Origin of the sequence: Streptomyces fractus (assembly GCF_049844455.1) — a bacterium.
Classification (GTDB): Bacteria; Actinomycetota; Actinomycetes; order Streptomycetales; family Streptomycetaceae; genus Streptomyces; species Streptomyces fractus.
This window is the reverse complement of the sequence record NZ_JBMYHI010000002.1, coordinates 4,796,589-4,811,125: the sequence shown is the minus strand read 5'-3', so window position 1 is coordinate 4,811,125 and position 14,537 is coordinate 4,796,589. Positions and strand designations below refer to the sequence as shown.

The 14,537-nt window shown below is 69.7% G+C and carries 13 protein-coding genes; 7 read left to right on the top strand and 6 right to left on the bottom strand.

From position 1 onward, the window contains the following. The first annotated feature begins 76 nt into the window (after positions 1 to 76). From ACP4E5_RS23820 to ACP4E5_RS23805, 4 genes are all read left to right on the top strand, one after another. A complete protein-coding gene (locus ACP4E5_RS23820) occupies positions 77 to 1,915 on the top strand; it encodes an acyl-CoA dehydrogenase (protein WP_425831862.1) in 1,839 nt (612 codons plus the stop codon). Between the two features lie 299 nt (positions 1,916 to 2,214). Then, positions 2,215 to 3,522, top strand: a complete 1,308-nt coding sequence (locus ACP4E5_RS23815) for a M18 family aminopeptidase (RefSeq protein ID WP_425831860.1) — start codon at positions 2,215 to 2,217, stop codon at positions 3,520 to 3,522. A gap of 97 nt (positions 3,523 to 3,619) precedes the next feature. Continuing rightward, positions 3,620 to 3,844 carry a DUF6458 family protein gene (locus tag ACP4E5_RS23810; protein WP_425831858.1) on the top strand — a complete coding sequence of 75 codons (225 nt, stop codon included), beginning with the start codon at positions 3,620 to 3,622 and terminating at the stop codon, positions 3,842 to 3,844. A 76-nt stretch (positions 3,845 to 3,920) separates the two neighbouring features. Beyond that, on the top strand, positions 3,921 to 4,787 hold the full coding sequence (locus ACP4E5_RS23805) for a YhjD/YihY/BrkB family envelope integrity protein (RefSeq protein ID WP_425831856.1): 867 nt from the start codon (positions 3,921 to 3,923) through the stop codon (positions 4,785 to 4,787). Positions 4,788 to 4,854: 67 nt separating this feature from the next. Here the strand turns inward: ACP4E5_RS23805 and ACP4E5_RS23800 are convergent, their stop codons facing one another. Then, positions 4,855 to 6,396, bottom strand: a complete 1,542-nt coding sequence (locus tag ACP4E5_RS23800) for an FG-GAP repeat domain-containing protein (protein WP_425831854.1) — start codon at positions 6,394 to 6,396, stop codon at positions 4,855 to 4,857. 192 nt (positions 6,397 to 6,588) lie between these two features. On the opposite strand from ACP4E5_RS23800, the gene ACP4E5_RS23795 reads away from it, so the two are divergent. Beyond that, on the top strand, positions 6,589 to 7,089 hold the full coding sequence (locus ACP4E5_RS23795) for an LURP-one-related/scramblase family protein (RefSeq protein ID WP_425831852.1): 501 nt from the start codon (positions 6,589 to 6,591) through the stop codon (positions 7,087 to 7,089). A gap of 67 nt (positions 7,090 to 7,156) precedes the next feature. Here ACP4E5_RS23795 and ACP4E5_RS23790 read toward each other — a convergent pair whose 3' ends face one another. Further along, complete coding sequence (locus tag ACP4E5_RS23790; RefSeq protein ID WP_425831850.1) at positions 7,157 to 7,963, bottom strand: carbon-nitrogen family hydrolase; 807 nt, start codon at positions 7,961 to 7,963, stop codon at positions 7,157 to 7,159. A 180-nt stretch (positions 7,964 to 8,143) separates the two neighbouring features. Here ACP4E5_RS23790 and ACP4E5_RS23785 point away from each other — a divergent pair, with 180 nt between their 5' ends. Continuing rightward, positions 8,144 to 8,968 (top strand): maleylpyruvate isomerase family mycothiol-dependent enzyme, encoded by an 825-nt coding sequence (locus tag ACP4E5_RS23785; RefSeq protein ID WP_425831848.1) that lies wholly within the window; start codon positions 8,144 to 8,146, stop codon positions 8,966 to 8,968. A gap of 79 nt (positions 8,969 to 9,047) precedes the next feature. Here ACP4E5_RS23785 and ACP4E5_RS23780 read toward each other — a convergent pair whose 3' ends face one another. Both ACP4E5_RS23780 and ACP4E5_RS23775 read right to left on the bottom strand, forming a co-directional pair. Beyond that, the gene (locus ACP4E5_RS23780; protein WP_425831846.1) at positions 9,048 to 10,370 is read right to left on the bottom strand and encodes an MFS transporter; all 1,323 of its coding nucleotides are present in this window, start codon (positions 10,368 to 10,370) and stop codon (positions 9,048 to 9,050) included. Beyond that, positions 10,367 to 11,053: a GntR family transcriptional regulator gene (locus tag ACP4E5_RS23775; RefSeq protein WP_425831844.1), complete on the bottom strand. Its 687-nt coding sequence runs from the start codon at positions 11,051 to 11,053 to the stop codon at positions 10,367 to 10,369. Before ACP4E5_RS23775 ends, ACP4E5_RS23780 begins: the two co-directional genes overlap by 4 nt. Positions 11,054 to 11,221: 168 nt before the next feature. On the opposite strand from ACP4E5_RS23775, the gene ACP4E5_RS23770 reads away from it, so the two are divergent. Further along, positions 11,222 to 12,100 (top strand): D-alanyl-D-alanine carboxypeptidase family protein, encoded by an 879-nt coding sequence (locus ACP4E5_RS23770; protein ID WP_425831842.1) that lies wholly within the window; start codon positions 11,222 to 11,224, stop codon positions 12,098 to 12,100. Between the two features lie 99 nt (positions 12,101 to 12,199). Here the strand turns inward: ACP4E5_RS23770 and ACP4E5_RS23765 are convergent, their stop codons facing one another. Both ACP4E5_RS23765 and ACP4E5_RS23760 read right to left on the bottom strand, forming a co-directional pair. Continuing rightward, complete coding sequence (locus ACP4E5_RS23765; RefSeq protein WP_425831840.1) at positions 12,200 to 13,537, bottom strand: dihydrolipoamide acetyltransferase family protein; 1,338 nt, start codon at positions 13,535 to 13,537, stop codon at positions 12,200 to 12,202. 14 nt (positions 13,538 to 13,551) lie between these two features. Next, the gene (locus ACP4E5_RS23760; protein WP_425831838.1) at positions 13,552 to 14,532 is read right to left on the bottom strand and encodes an alpha-ketoacid dehydrogenase subunit beta; all 981 of its coding nucleotides are present in this window, start codon (positions 14,530 to 14,532) and stop codon (positions 13,552 to 13,554) included. Positions 14,533 to 14,537: the final 5 nt, after the last annotated feature.

The window sequence follows — 14,537 nt, the reverse complement described above, 5'->3', positions numbered from 1 at the left end:
ACTAGTTGGTATGCGTACGAGGACGGTCCGGGTGACCCGGACGACCCGCCTCCCCGATCTTTACGGAGCCGTCGCCATGGGGCATTACAAGTCGAATCTCCGCGACATCGAGTTCAACCTCTTCGAGGTACTCGACCGCGACAAGCTGTACGGCACCGGACCGTTCGCGGAGATGGACGTCGACACCGCCAGGAGCATCCTCGAAGAGGTCACCCGCCTCTCCGAGAACGACCTGGCGGAGTCCTTCGCGGACGCCGACCGCAACCCGCCGGTCTTCGACCCGGAGACCAACACGGCGCCGGTCCCCGACTCCTTCAAGAAGTCCTACAAGGCCTTCATGGACGCCGAGTACTGGCGTCTCGGCCTCCCCGAGGAGATCGGCGGCACCACCGCCCCGCGCTCGCTCATCTGGGCCCACGCGGAGCTGATCCTGGGCGCCAACCCGGCGGTCTGGATGTACTCCTCCGGTCCCGCGTTCGCCGGCATCCTCTTCGAGGAGGGCAACGAGGCGCAGAAGAAGGTCGCCGAGATCGCCGTCGAGAAGCAGTGGGGCTCGACGATGGTGCTGACCGAGCCGGACGCCGGTTCGGACGTCGGCGCCGGCCGCACCAAGGCCGTCGAGCAGGCGGACGGCTCCTGGCACATCGAGGGCGTGAAGCGGTTCATCACGTCCGGTGAGCACGACATGTCGGAGAACATCCTCCACTACGTCCTCGCCCGCCCCGAGGGCCACGGCCCCGGCACCAAGGGTCTTTCGCTCTTCCTCGTCCCGAAGTTCGAGTTCGACTGGGAGACCGGCGAGCTGGGCGAGCGCAACGGCGTCTACGCCACCAACGTCGAGCACAAGATGGGCCTCAAGGCCTCCAACACGTGCGAGATGACCTTCGGCGACCAGCACCCCGCCAAGGGCTGGCTGATCGGCGACAAGCACGACGGCATCCGCCAGATGTTCCGCATCATCGAGTTCGCCCGCATGATGGTCGGCACGAAGGCGATCTCCACGCTGTCGACGGGCTACCTCAACGCCCTCGAGTACGCCAAGGAGCGCGTCCAGGGCTCCGACCTGGCCCGCAGCACGGACAAGACGGCGCCGAAGGTCACCATCACGCACCACCCCGACGTCCGCCGCTCCCTGATGACGCAGAAGGCGTACGCGGAGGGCATGCGCACGCTCGTCCTCTACACGGCCTCCGTGCAGGACGCGATCCAGGTCAAGGAGGCCGCGGGCGAGGACGCGACCGCCGAACACGCGCTCAACGACCTGCTCCTCCCGATCGTCAAGGGCTACGGCTCCGAGAAGGGCTACGAGCAGCTGGCCCAGTCGCTCCAGACGTTCGGCGGCTCCGGCTTCCTGCAGGAGTACCCGATCGAGCAGTACATCCGTGACTCGAAGATCGACACGCTCTACGAGGGCACGACCGCGATCCAGGGCCAGGACTTCTTCTTCCGGAAGATCGTCCGCAACCAGGGCGCCGCGCTGAACGCGCTCTCCGAGGAGATCAAGAAGTTCCTCGCCGTGGAGACCGGCGGCGAGGAGCTGACCGCGGCGCGCGAGACGCTCGCCAAGGCGGCCGGTGAGCTGGAGGCCATCGTCGGCCTCATGATCAACGACCTGGTCGCCACCGAGCAGGACGTGAAGTCGATCTACAAGGTCGGCCTCAACACGACCCGCCTCCTGATGGCCTCCGGCGACGTGGTCGTCGGCTACCTGCTCCTCAAGGGCGCGGCCGTCGCCGCGGAGAAGCTCGCGGCGGGCGCGGCCGGCAAGGACGTGCCGTTCTACCAGGGCAAGATCGCCGCGGCGAAGTTCTTCGCGGCGAACGTCCTGCCGGGCGTGACGGGTGCGCGCAAGCTCGCCCAGACCACGAGCGAGTCCGGCGTCGACCTCATGGACCTCGACGAGGCGTCCTTCTAGACCCTGTCGTGGTGAGGCCCGTCGTCCCTGTTGCGGGGCGGCGGGCCTTCGCCTGTGGCCACAGTGCACGACCTCGTCCGCGGACACGCCCACTCACGGTTGCGCGCGCGGTTCCCCGCGCCCCTTCAGGGGCGCGGGGCTGTGTCGATATGCGGCTCCGCCGCGTGGGCGCAAACCGGACCACGCGGAAACCGCAGGACGCCGAACGCGACGCACCCCGCAGGGGAAGGCGCGGGGGCCGCCGAAGGCAGGCCCACAGGGCCACGCCCCACCCGGAGGGACTGGCTACCCTTGGCCGCATGAACACCTCCTCCCGCCCCTTCGATCGCGGGCACACCGACGACCTGATGTCCTTCCTCGCGGCGAGCCCCACGCCGTACCACGCCGTGGCCAACGTGGCCGCACGCCTGGAGAAGGCGGGCTTCCAGCAGGTCGCGGAGACCGACGCCTGGGACGGGACAAGCGGAGGAAAGTTCGTGACCCGCGGCGGCGCCGTGATCGCCTGGTACGTCCCGGAGGGGGCGTCGGCCCACACGCCGTTCCGGATCGTCGGCGCCCACACCGACTCCCCGAACCTGCGCGTGAAGCCGCAGCCCGACATGGCGAGCAACGGCTGGCGGCAGATCGCCGTGGAGATCTACGGCGGACCCCTGCTCAACTCGTGGCTCGACCGCGACCTCGGCCTCGCCGGTCGCGTATCCCTGCGCGACGGCAGCGAGCGCCTGGTGAACGTCGACCGGGCCCTGCTGCGCGTCCCGCAGCTCGCCATCCACCTGGACCGATCGGTCACGTCGGACGGCCTGAAGCTGGACAAGCAGCGCCACATGCAGCCCATCTGGGGCCTCGGCGGCGACGGCGGCGATGTCTGCGAAGCCGACCTGCTGTCCTTCCTGGAGGACGAGAACGGGCTCGGCCGCGGCGACATCACCGGCTGGGACCTCATGACGTACGCGATCGAGGCCCCGTCCTACCTGGGTCGCGACAAGGAACTCCTCGCGGGACCCCGCATGGACAACCTGCTGTCCGTGCACGCCTGCACGGCCGCGCTCGCCGAGGTCAGCAAGCAGGACGACCTCCCGTACATCCCCGTGCTCGCCGCCTTCGACCACGAGGAGAACGGCTCGCAGTCCGACACCGGCGCCGACGGCCCGCTGCTGGGCACCGTCCTGGAGCGTTCGGTGTTCGCGCGCGGAGGCTCGTACGAGGACAGGGCGCGCGCCTTCGCGGGCACGATCTGCCTCTCCTCCGACACCGGCCACGCCGTGCACCCCAACTACGGCGAGCGCCACGACCCCACGCACCACCCGCGCGCCAACGGCGGCCCGATCCTCAAGGTGAACGTCAACAACCGCTATGCGACCGACGGTTCGGGCCGCGCCGTGTTCGCGGCGGCGTGCGACAAGGCGGGCGTCCCGTTCCAGTCGTTCGTGTCCAACAACGCGATGCCGTGCGGCACGACGATCGGCCCGATCACCGCGGCCCGGCACGGCATCAAGACCGTCGACATCGGCGCGGCGATCCTCTCCATGCACAGCGTGCGCGAACTGTGCGGCGCCGACGACCCGTACCTGCTGGCGAACGCGCTCACCGCGTTCCTGGAGGGCTGAGCGGGTCCGCCCGCGCCAACAGCGGTGTGAGGACGAGGGGTTCGGGGGTACTCGGGCCCCTCACGCATTTCCGTACACACCACAGGAGGCGGACCTGATGAGCCTTGGGGGTTCCATCATCCTGATCGCCGTCGGCGCGATCCTCGCGTTCGCGACCGACTGGCACATGCAGAGCGTCAACCTCGACCTGGTCGGCTGGATCCTGATGATCGTGGGCCTGATCGGTGTCTTCGCGTTCCGCAGCATCGGCAAACGCCGGGGCCTGGTCCCGCCGGCCAACCACACGACCGTGATCGAGGAAGAGCGGAACCGCCACATCTAGAGGCGTAGCCCAAGGCGCCCCGGCCCCGGCGCGGCAGCCGTGCGCCCGGTGGGTGTGTGGTTGACGCTGGGCAGTTATGAGTGAGAGCAGCGGGCGTGTCACCCGTACCGTCCAGTGGGCCACCGGGCAGGTCGAGACCGTGCGGGAGCGGGTTCCGTTCGTCACGCGCACGGTGCGGCAGGTGGGTGCCGTGCGGCTGCTGGACTCGTCGACGCGGCTTGCCGCGCAGGCGTTCCTCACGGCGATCCCGGTGCTGTTCGTCGTGGCCGCGTTCGCGCCGTCGGCCGTGCGCCAGCAGCTTCTCGACTCGTCGCGTACCGCGATGGGGCTCAACGGCGACTCGCTCGACCAGGTCAAGCAGGTCTACGGGGCGGGGGACTCCGGTACGCGTGACACCTCGGGGGCCGTCGGCGTGCTCGTCACGCTGCTGTCGGCGACCGCGTGCAGCCGGGCGCTGCAGCGGTTGTGCGAGCGGTCCTGGGAGTTGCCGCCGGCCGGGCTGCGGCTCGTCGCCTGGCGGTGGCTCGCGTGGCTCGGCGTGTGGCTGACGGCGATCCTCGCGCAGGGCCTGCTGCGCGACGGGTTCGGGGCGGGCGCGTGGCTGGGGATTCCGCTGTCGTACGCGACGAGTGTGCTGCTGTGGTGGTGGACGCAGCATCTGCTGCTCGGGAGCCGGGTGGCGTGGCTGCCGCTGCTGCCGGGAGCGCTGCTCACCGGGGCGGGCGTGGTCACACTGTCGTGGGCCTCGCATCTGTACATGCCGCGTGTGCTGAACCGGTCGCTCGCCCAATTCGGCCCGTTCGGGCTCGTGTTCACGCTGTTGTCGTGGCTGATCGTGCTGTTCACGGTGGTGTGCGTGGGGATCTCGGTGGGTCAGGTCGTCGCCCGGGAGCGGCCGGTGGCGCGGCTGCTGCGGACGCCTTCGGCGGAGCCGGCGGGGTAGGTCCGCGCAGGGCTGCCTAGGGACGCGTAAGGCCGCACCCCTGTGTGAGGGGTGCGGCCCGTACGGGTCAGCGCAGCGGGTTGCCGAACAGCGCCTTGGTGTCCGGGGCCGCGAGGTCCTTCGGGTTGAAGGCCTTCGAGCCGGTCGCGGTGATGCCGGTGGCGGTTCCGGGGAACGACCAGACGGCGCCTGCCGACGCGTTCTCCGCGGTCGAGGAGACCGCGAGGTCACGGTGGCCGTCACCGTTGGTGTCGAGGAGCTGGCAGCCCGCGCCGAACGCGTCGCCCGACTCGGCGACACCGGGCACGCCCGCCGTGTTCTGGTTGAACACCTGGGAGCCCTCGCCGGTCACGCCGTCCGCGCTGCCGTGCAGCAGGGCGAAGGAGCCGGCGTCGGTGAGGCCGCTGAAGTCCTCGCCCGCGATGCCGAGGGCGACCTCGGCCTTGCCGTCGCCGTCCACGTCGGCCACGGAGACGCAGGAGCCGAGCTTGTCGCCGTCCTCCTGGGCGCCGTAGAAGCCGGGCAGGGACTGGTCGAAGGTCTGCGTGGCGTTGCCCGTGAGGCCGTCCTTCGAGCCGAACGCGACGGTGACCTTCTGGTTCGTCTCGCCGATGTCGGACTCCTCGGGGTCGGAGCCGACGACCAGGTCGTCGATCCCGTCGCCGTTGACGTCACCGGAGGCCAGTTCCCCCTGGGTCTCCGGTGCCCAACCGCGCTTGAAGCCCGAACCGCTGCCGTACAGCACGGTGTTGTTCCACATGCCGTCGCCGTTGTACGAGCGCAGGGCCAGGTCGTCGCGGCCGTCGCCGTTGATGTCGCCGACCGCCTTGAAGATCACGGGTCCTGTGGTCGAATCGGGCCCGTCCACGCAGCCGTACTGGTCGTCGACGCAGGTGGCGTCGTCCTTGCCGTAGCCCCACCACTCGGACTTGTCCATGAAGTTCAGTTTCTGGGCGGGGGCGCCGGCGCGGGAGACCGGGCCCTTCCACAGGGCGGCGGGCTGGTGATCGGGGTCGTCGCCGTAGCTGCCCATGTCGCCGAGCAGGGCCAGGTCGGCCTTGCCGTCGCCGTCGAAGTCGCCGATCTGCGGCGACCTTCCGTACGTGGCGATCTTCGTGCCGCCCGTCAGCCCGGAGGCCGAGCCCCAGACGATGACGCTGCCGGCGTCCTTGCTCCTGGAGCCGATCACGAGGTCGCTGTAGCCGTCACCGTCCAGGTCGCCCTTGGTGACGTACTGGCCGAACGCTTCCTTGGCGGTCGCGGAGCCCGGGATCCCGCTGGTGGAACGGGAGATCAGCTTCTTGTTCGCGGGGTCGAGCCCGTTCGCCGAGCCGTACGTCACCGCGACGTAGCCGGCCTGCGCGTGGCCGGAGATCGTGCCTCCGGTCGCGGCGGTGACGAGGTCGGCGTACCCGTCGCCGTTGAAGTCCTCCGCGGGGTCGGCCTTCCCGGCGGCCGCCTTGCCCGCGGTGGTGGTTCCGGTGGAGATCGCCCCCGGGGCCGCCTGGGCCGGGGTCAGTGACACGGCGGTCAGGCCGCCCGCGACGAGGGCCGCGGACAGCAGGCCGATCCGTGCTCTGCGGACACTGTGGGGTCGTGCGCGCAACATGCGGTTCCTTTGGTCGTAAGGTCACGTCCACCTCATACGACCCAAAAATCCCTCGAATGGTTGCACCCACCACTGAACTCGCTTTCTACGTGCACCTTCTCGAGCCCCGTGCGATGCGCCCGTTCCCTCATCCGGCCCGAAAGGACACCGGGGCGGGGATCCTCCTCCCGACTTCCGGGCACTCATGGACGTATGCGCTACGAAGTGAGAGAGCGGATCCTCGGGATCGGCGAGGACTACTGGATCGAGGACGAGCAGGGCCGCAAGGCGTTCCTCGTCGACGGCAAGGCGATGCGTCTGCGGGACACGTTCGAGCTGAAGGGTCCCGACGGGCGGGTCCTCATCGACATCCACAAGAAGGTGTTCGCGCTGCGCGACACGATGGTCATCGAGCGCGGCGACGAGGAGCTGGCCAGAATCAAGCGCAAGCGGCTCTCCCTGCTGCGCAATCACTACCGTGTCCAGCTCGCCGACGGCAGCACCGAACTCGACGTCAGCGGCAAGATCCTTGACCGGGAGTTCGCCGTCGAGTACGAGGGTGAGCTCCTCGCCGAGATCTCGCGGCGCTGGCTGCGGGTGCGGGACACCTATGGGGTCAACGTGGTGCGTGAGGACGCGGATCCGGCGCTGCTGATCGCCGTGGCGGTGTGCGTGATCCACTTGGCGGAGAAGGAGCGGGGGGTGGTGGATTGACCTCGGGGCCGCGGCCTCTGGGCTCTGGGCTCCGCCCCGGAGCGCGCGCCTCACGCGGCGGCGGGGCTCAGTTTGCCGGTGCCGCCAGGCCCAGTTGGCGGTCCTTCAGCGCCGGGAACTGCGCGCGCGTGACGTCGACCTTCGCGGGGTCGAACTCCACGCGCAGCACCTCTTCCCCGGCCCCCGCCTCCGCGAGCACCGCGCCCCACGGGTCGACGACGATGCTGTGCCCCGCCTGCGCGACCCCCGCGTGCGTACCGGCACTTCCACACGCGAGCACGAACGCCTGGTTCTCCACGGCCCGCGCCTGCGCGAGGAGCGTCCAGTGCGAGCGCCGCCGCTCCGGCCAGCCCGCCGACACGATCATCGTCTGCGCGCCCCGGTCGACGAGGCCCCGGTACAGCTCGGGGAACCGCAGGTCGTAGCAGGTCGTGACCCCGGCCACGGTTTCCGGAAGCCGCACGGTCACCAGTTCCTCGCCGGCCCCCATCAGCACGGCCTCGCCCTTGTCGAAGCCGAAGCGGTGGATCTTCCGGTAGGCGGCGGCGAGTTCACCGTCGGGGGAGAAGACAAGGGACGTGTTGTAGAGCGGGCCTTCCGGGTCCCGCTCGGGGATCGAACCCGCGTGCAACCACACGCCGGCGTCCCGCGCGGCCTTGGACATCGCCTGGAAGGTCGGACCCTCCAGCGGCTCGGCCTCCTCGGAGAACTGCTCGTAGGCGAAGGCCCCGGTCGTCCACAGCTCGGGGAGCACCACGAGGTCGGCGGCCCCCGCCTCGGCCCGGACCAGTGAACTGACGCGCTCACGGCGGTCGTTGACCGACTCGGCCGCTTTGTCGTCATTTACCGCGATCTGGATGAGCGAGGCGCGCACACTACCACCGTCCTGGCATTCGAGCCGTCGGCTCTACGTCAACAACAGCCCTGCGTTCGTCACACCAAAGCACTGCCGGGGTGCCTACGGGCAGCGTAACTTAGCCTCTCAAGACACCCACCGCCCGTGCCCGACGACTGTCTAAACGCCCGTGTACCACCGCTCGAGGGGTCCCCTTCCGTGAGTCTCCACCCCAGCCTTCAGACCTACGCCGACGCCTGGACCCACTCCGCCGAAGCGATATCCGAGCTGGTCACCCCGCTCGCCGAGGGTGAATGGAACCGGGCCACACCGTGTCCGGGCTGGTCGGTGCGCGACATCGTCTCGCACGTGATCGGCAGCGACTGTGAGATGCTCGGCGACCCGCGCCCCATCCACACGCTGCCCCGCGACCTCTACCACGTGCGGACCGAGTCGCAGCGGTACCAGGAGATCCAGGTCGACATCCGCCGGCACCACACGGCACCCGAAATGGTCTCCGAGCTGGAGTACACGATCATCCGCCGCTCCCGGCACCTGCGGAACGAGTCCCGCGAACCCTCCACGATCGTGCGCGGTCCGCGCGGCATCGAGGAGACCCTCGAATTCGCCATGCGCAGGCGGGCGTTCGACATCTGGGCGCACGAGCAGGACCTGCGCTGGTCCCTCGGCAAGCCCGGCAACCTCGACTCCCCGGGCGCGTACGTCACCCGTGACCTGCTGCTGTCGATCCTCCCGAAGATCGTCACGAAGGACGCGGGTGCCCCGGCGGACTCGGCCGTCGTGTTCGACGTGCACGGCCCCGTGGAGTTCCTGCGCACGGTACGCGTGGACGCCGACGGCAGGGGCACGATCGACGGTTCCCCGTCGCTCGGCCCTGCGGTGACGATCGCCATGGACTGGGAGACGTATGTGCGGCTGTCCTGTGGCCGCGTGGCGCTGGACGCTGTGTCGGACCGGGTGAAGGTGGAGGGCGACGCGGATCTCGCCTCCGCGATCCTGGCGTCCCTGACGGTCACGCCCTGACGCAGGGTTCCGGCCCCCGTGGTTGAGCCCACGGGGCTCCGCCCCGGACCCCGCGCCTCAATCGCCTGCGGGGCTTGATTCATACCGGGACGTGGACCGACGCCACCCGGGAAGCGACCAGGTGTTCGCGTTCGGCGCGGGCCGCGCGGCCCCGCAACCGGAGGATCTGGCTCACGCCGAGCGCCTCGAGGACGAACACCGCCGAGAACGCCACCCGGTAGTTGTCCCCGGTCGCGTCCAGCAGCACCCCCACCGCGAGCAACGTCGTCATCGAAGCGATGAACCCGCCCATGTTGACGATCCCGGACGCCGTCCCCTGCCGCTCCGGCGGATTCGCCGGCCGCGCGAAGTCGAACCCGATCATCGACGCGGGCCCGCACGCCCCGAGCACCACACACATGACCACGAGCAACGCCATCGGCGCCCGCCCCGGCCACACCACGGGCAACGCCCACATCACCGCGGTCGTCGCCACGGTCCCGAGCGCGAGCGGCAGCCGCGCCGCGTGGTGCCGCGCCACGATCTGCCCGTAGACGAGCCCGACCATCATGTTGGAGAGGACGACGAGCGTCAGCAGTTCACCGGCCGTACCCCGCGAGAGGCCCTGCGCCTCCACCAGGAACGGCAGGCCCCACAGGAGCAGGAACACCATCGCGGGGAACTGCGTCGAGAAGTGCACCCACAGCCCGAGCCGCGTCCCCGGCTCCCGCCAGGTCGCCGCGATCTGCCCGCGTACGTACGCGGCGCCCTTGTGCGTGCCGGACGGCGGAGCGGGCTCGTACCCCTCGGGGTGGTCCTTGAGGAACAGCAGCATCAGTACGAGCACCACGACACCCGCGAGCGCGCTGCCCGCGAACGCCGCCGTCCACCCGATGCCGTGCAGCAGCCGCGCGATGACCAGCGTGGAGACCAGATTCCCCGCCATGCCGACAAGCCCCGCCAGCTGCGCGACCAGCGGACCGCGCCGCGCCGGGAACCACCGCGTGCCGAGCCGCAGCACGCTGATGAAGGTCATGGCGTCGCCGCAGCCGAGCAGCGCGCGCGACACGAGCGCCATCGAGTACGACGAGGAGAACGCGAAGCCCAACTGCCCGACGGTGAACAGGATCACGCCGAGCGTCAGCACCTTCTTGGTGCCGAGCCGGTCCACCATCAGGCCGACGGGTATCTGCATGCCCGCGTACACGAGCAGCTGGAGGATCGAGAACGTCGAGAGCGCGGAGGCGTTGATGTGGAAGCGCTCGACGGCGTCGAGGCCCGCGACACCCAGTGACGTACGGAAGATGACGGCGACGAAGTAGACGGCGACGCCGATCGACCAGACGGCGACGGCCCGCCGCCCGCCGGGCGGATCGCCGGGCAGGGACATCGAGGGGGACGACGGGGAGGTGGCTGAACTCATCGCTCGTCACCCCGCGCCAGGCCCCGCACCCAGCTCACGTGCCGGCGCACGACGTCGACGGCGGCCTCCTCGTCCCCGGCCCGCAGGGCGTCGAGGATCTCGCTGTGCTCGGCGAGCGTCTTCGCGATGCGGTCGGGGTGCGAGCGCATCACGGCGACGCCCATCCTCAGCTGCCGGTCGCGCAGCTGGTCGTAGAGGCGGGAGAGGATCTCGTTGCCCCCGCTGCGGACGATTTCCGCGTGGAAGCAGCGGTCGGTGGTGGCGGCCTCCGTGAACTGTCCGGCGGCGGCCTGCGCCCGCTGCTCCTCCAGAAGCTCCTCCAGGCGCGCGATGAGCTGCGGTTGCGCGGGCACCGCCTTGCGCACCGCGTGCTCCTCGACGAGCAGCCGGGTCTCCACGACGTCCGCGATCTCCTGCGCGGAGACCGGCAGGACCAGGGCGCCCTTCTTCGGGTAGAGCTTGAGCAGCCCCTCGACCTCCAGCTTGAGCAGCGCCTCGCGCACGGGCGTGCGGGAGACCCCCACGGCCTCGGCGAGCTCGCCCTCGGTGAGCAGCGTCCCGCCCTCGTAGCGGCGCTCGAGAACGCCTCGTTTCACGTGGTCGTAGACGCGCTCCGCGGCGGGTGGCCGCTTCTCGGACACGGGCTTGTGGGCAGCGGCCTCTGCTGTGACGGTCGACGGCATGCGCACATCATAGATACAACACGTACGCAAGACGGAAGGCGTCCATGATGCGGGATGCCCGCTCCCGCGCACCCCTTTCCGCGCAACCACCCGGGCGCTTCACGTGTCTCACACAGCGCGCCCCCACTCTCAAGGGGCGCAATTTCAGGCACATTTGGAGCACTCGACTTGAAAACTGGCATAGCGGGCATAGCCGTTCTCGTCGCGGGAACCGTGATCACCAGCGGTGCGCTGACCACCACCGCCCAGGCCGCCACGGCCCCGGTCAAGCCGACCATCGCCGCGTCCGGCGGCTACGTGATGAACAACGGGACGGGGTCGAGCCTGTTCACGAAGGCCGCGGACACCCGTCGGTCCACCGGCTCCACCACCAAGATCATGACCGCGAAGGTGGTGCTGGCCCAGAGCAATCTGAACCTGGACTCCAAGGTCACGGTCCAGAAGGCGTACAGCGACTACATCGTCAGGAACAGCGCGTCGTCGGCCCGTCTGATCGTCGGCGACAAGGTCACCGTCCGCCAGCTGCTGTACGGCCTGATGCTGCCGTCCGGCTGCGACGCGGCGTACGCGCTCGCCGACAAGTTCGGCTCGGGTTCGACCCGTGCGGCGCGCGTGAAGTCCTTCATCGGCAAGATGAACAAGTCCGCCACCGACATGGGCCTGAAGAACACCCACTTCGACTCGTTCGACGGCATCGGCAACGGCGCCAACTACTCGACGCCGCGCGACCTCACGAAGATCGCGTCCTCGGCGATGAAGAACTCGACGTTCCGTTCGGTCGTGAAGACGACGTCGACGAAGCAGAAGGTGACGACGAAGTCCGGCGGCTACCGGTACATGTCGTGGTCCAACACGAACACCCTGCTCGGTACGTACTCCGGGACCATAGGCGTCAAGACCGGGTCGGGGCCGCAGGCCGGGTACTGCCTGGTGTTCGCGGCGACGCGGAGCGGTAAGACCGTGATCGGGACGGTGCTGAAGTCGACGTCCGTGAGCGCGCGGACGTCCGACGCGAAGAAGCTCATGGATTACGGGTTCAAGAAGTAGACCAAGTAGGTCCAGGTATATGAAGCCCCTCCGGCGATTGAGGAGCGGGGTCTGGGGCAGCGCCGCAGGCCGCAACCCCGTCGCCGGAGGGACATGCGATCAGGCCCAGGTAATGAGCCGCTTCGGGCGCTCCAGGATCGCCGCCACGTCGGCCAGCACCTTGGACCCCAGCTCGCCGTCCACCAGGCGGTGGTCGAAGGACAGCGCCAGCGTCGTCACCTGACGCGGCTTGACCTTGCCCTTGTGGACCCACGGCTGGAGCTTGATCGCTCCGACGGCGAGGATCGCCGACTCACCGGGGTTCAGGATCGGCGTACCGGTGTCGACGCCGAACACGCCCACATTGGTGATCGTGACGGTCCCGCCCTGCATGTCGGCCGGCGTCGTCTTGCCCTCGCGCGCGGTGGACACCAACTCACTGAGGGCGGACGCCAGTTCGGGCAGGGTCTTGGCGTGCGCGTCCTTGATCTTCGGCACGATCAGGCCGCGCGGCGTGGCCGCGGCGATGCCCAAATTCACGTAGTGCTTCTGGACGATCTCCTGGTTGGCCTCGTCCCAGGCCGCGTTGACCTCGGGGTTGCGCTTGATCGCGACGAGCAGCGCCTTGGAGATGAGCAGCAGCGGGTTGACCCGCAGACCCGCCATGTCCTTGTCGCCCTTGAGCTCCTCGACGAGCTTCATCGTGCGCGTCACGTCGACGGTCACGAACTCCGTGACGTGCGGGGCCGTGAACTTCGAGGTCACCATCGCCTGCGCGGTCGCCTTCCGCACACCCTTGATCGGGATCCGCGTCTCGCGGACGGAGTCGTACGAGGCGGGGGCGGGGGCAGAGGCGGGCGCGGGGGCCGCCACCGGCGCGGGGGCCTGTGCGGGTGCCTCGGGCGCCGCGGGTGCGACGGCTGCGTGCACGTCCTCACGCGTGATGATCCCGTCGGAACCGGACGGAATCACGGCGCCCAGGTCCACGCCGAGGTCCTTGGCGAGCTTGCGCACGGGCGGCTTGGCGAGCGGCCGGGTGAGGGTGGCCGTGCCATTGGTGGCGGGCACCGACTCGGCCTCGGCTCCCTTGCGGGCCCGCCGCTTCGTGGAGGACTCGGCGACCCCGTACCCGACGAGCACGGGTTGCCGCCCCTGAGGCTCGGCGGCCTCGGCCTCGGCCTCGGCTTCCGGCTCCGCGGCGGCAGGCGCGGGCGCGTCCCCCTCCACGTCGACCGAAATGATCACCTGGCCGACATCGACCGTCGTCCCCTCCGGGAAGAGCAGCTCCTTGACCACCCCGTCGTACGGGATGGGCAGCTCGACGGCCGCCTTCGCGGTCTCGACCTCGCACACGACCTGTCCGTCCTCGACGGAGTCGCCCGGCTGGACGTACCACTTGAGGATCTCGGCCTCGGTCAGGCCTTCGCCCACGTCGGGCATCTTGAACTCACGAGCCATGATTCAGCCCCCTCTCAGTACGCCAGCGAACGGTCGACGGCATCGAGCACCCGGTCGAGCCCCGGCAGGTACTCCTCCTCCAGGCGCGCCGGCGGATACGGCGCGTGGTACCCGCCGACCCGCAGCACGGGCGCCTCCAGGTGGTAGAAGGACCGCTCGGTGATCCTGGCCGCCAACTCGGCGCCGGAGCCGAGGAAGACGGGCGCCTCGTGCACGATGACGAGGTGGCGCGTCTTCTCCACCGACTTCTGCACGGCGTCGAAGTCCATCGGCGAGATGGAGCGCAGGTCGAGGACCTCCAGGGACTTGCCCTCCTCCTCGGCGGCCGCGGCAGCCTCCAGGCAGACCTTCACCATCGGCCCGTACGCGACGAGCGTCAGGTCGCTGCCCTCGCGCGCGACGGCGGCCTTGTGCAGATCGCCGGGCACGGCCTCCGTGTCGACCTCGCCCTTGTCCCAGTAGCGGCGCTTGGGCTCGAAGAAGATCACCGGGTCGTCGCTCTGGATCGCCTGCTGGAGCATCCAGTAGGCGTCGCTCGCGTTCGACGGCGAGACGACCTTCAGGCCCGACACGTGCGCGAACAGCACCTCGGGCGACTCGCTGTGGTGCTCGACCGCGCCGATGCCGCCGCCGTACGGGATGCGGATGACGACCGGCGTCTTGATCTTGCCGAGCGCCCGCGCGTGCATCTTCGCGAGCTGCGTGACGATCTGGTCGTACGCGGGGAAGACGAAACCGTCGAACTGGATCTCCACCACCGGCCGGTAGCCGCGCAGCGCGAGGCCGATCGCGGTGCCGACGATGCCGGACTCGGCGAGCGGGGTGTCGATGACCCGGTCCTCGCCGAAGTCCTTCTGCAGGCCGTCGGTGACGCGGAAGACGCCGCCGAGCTTGCCGACGTCCTCGCCCATGACGAGGACCTTCGGGTCGTTGTCGAGCGCCGTGCGCAGCGACTCGTTGATCGCCTTCGCGATCGGAAGCTTCTGTACCGCCATGGTCC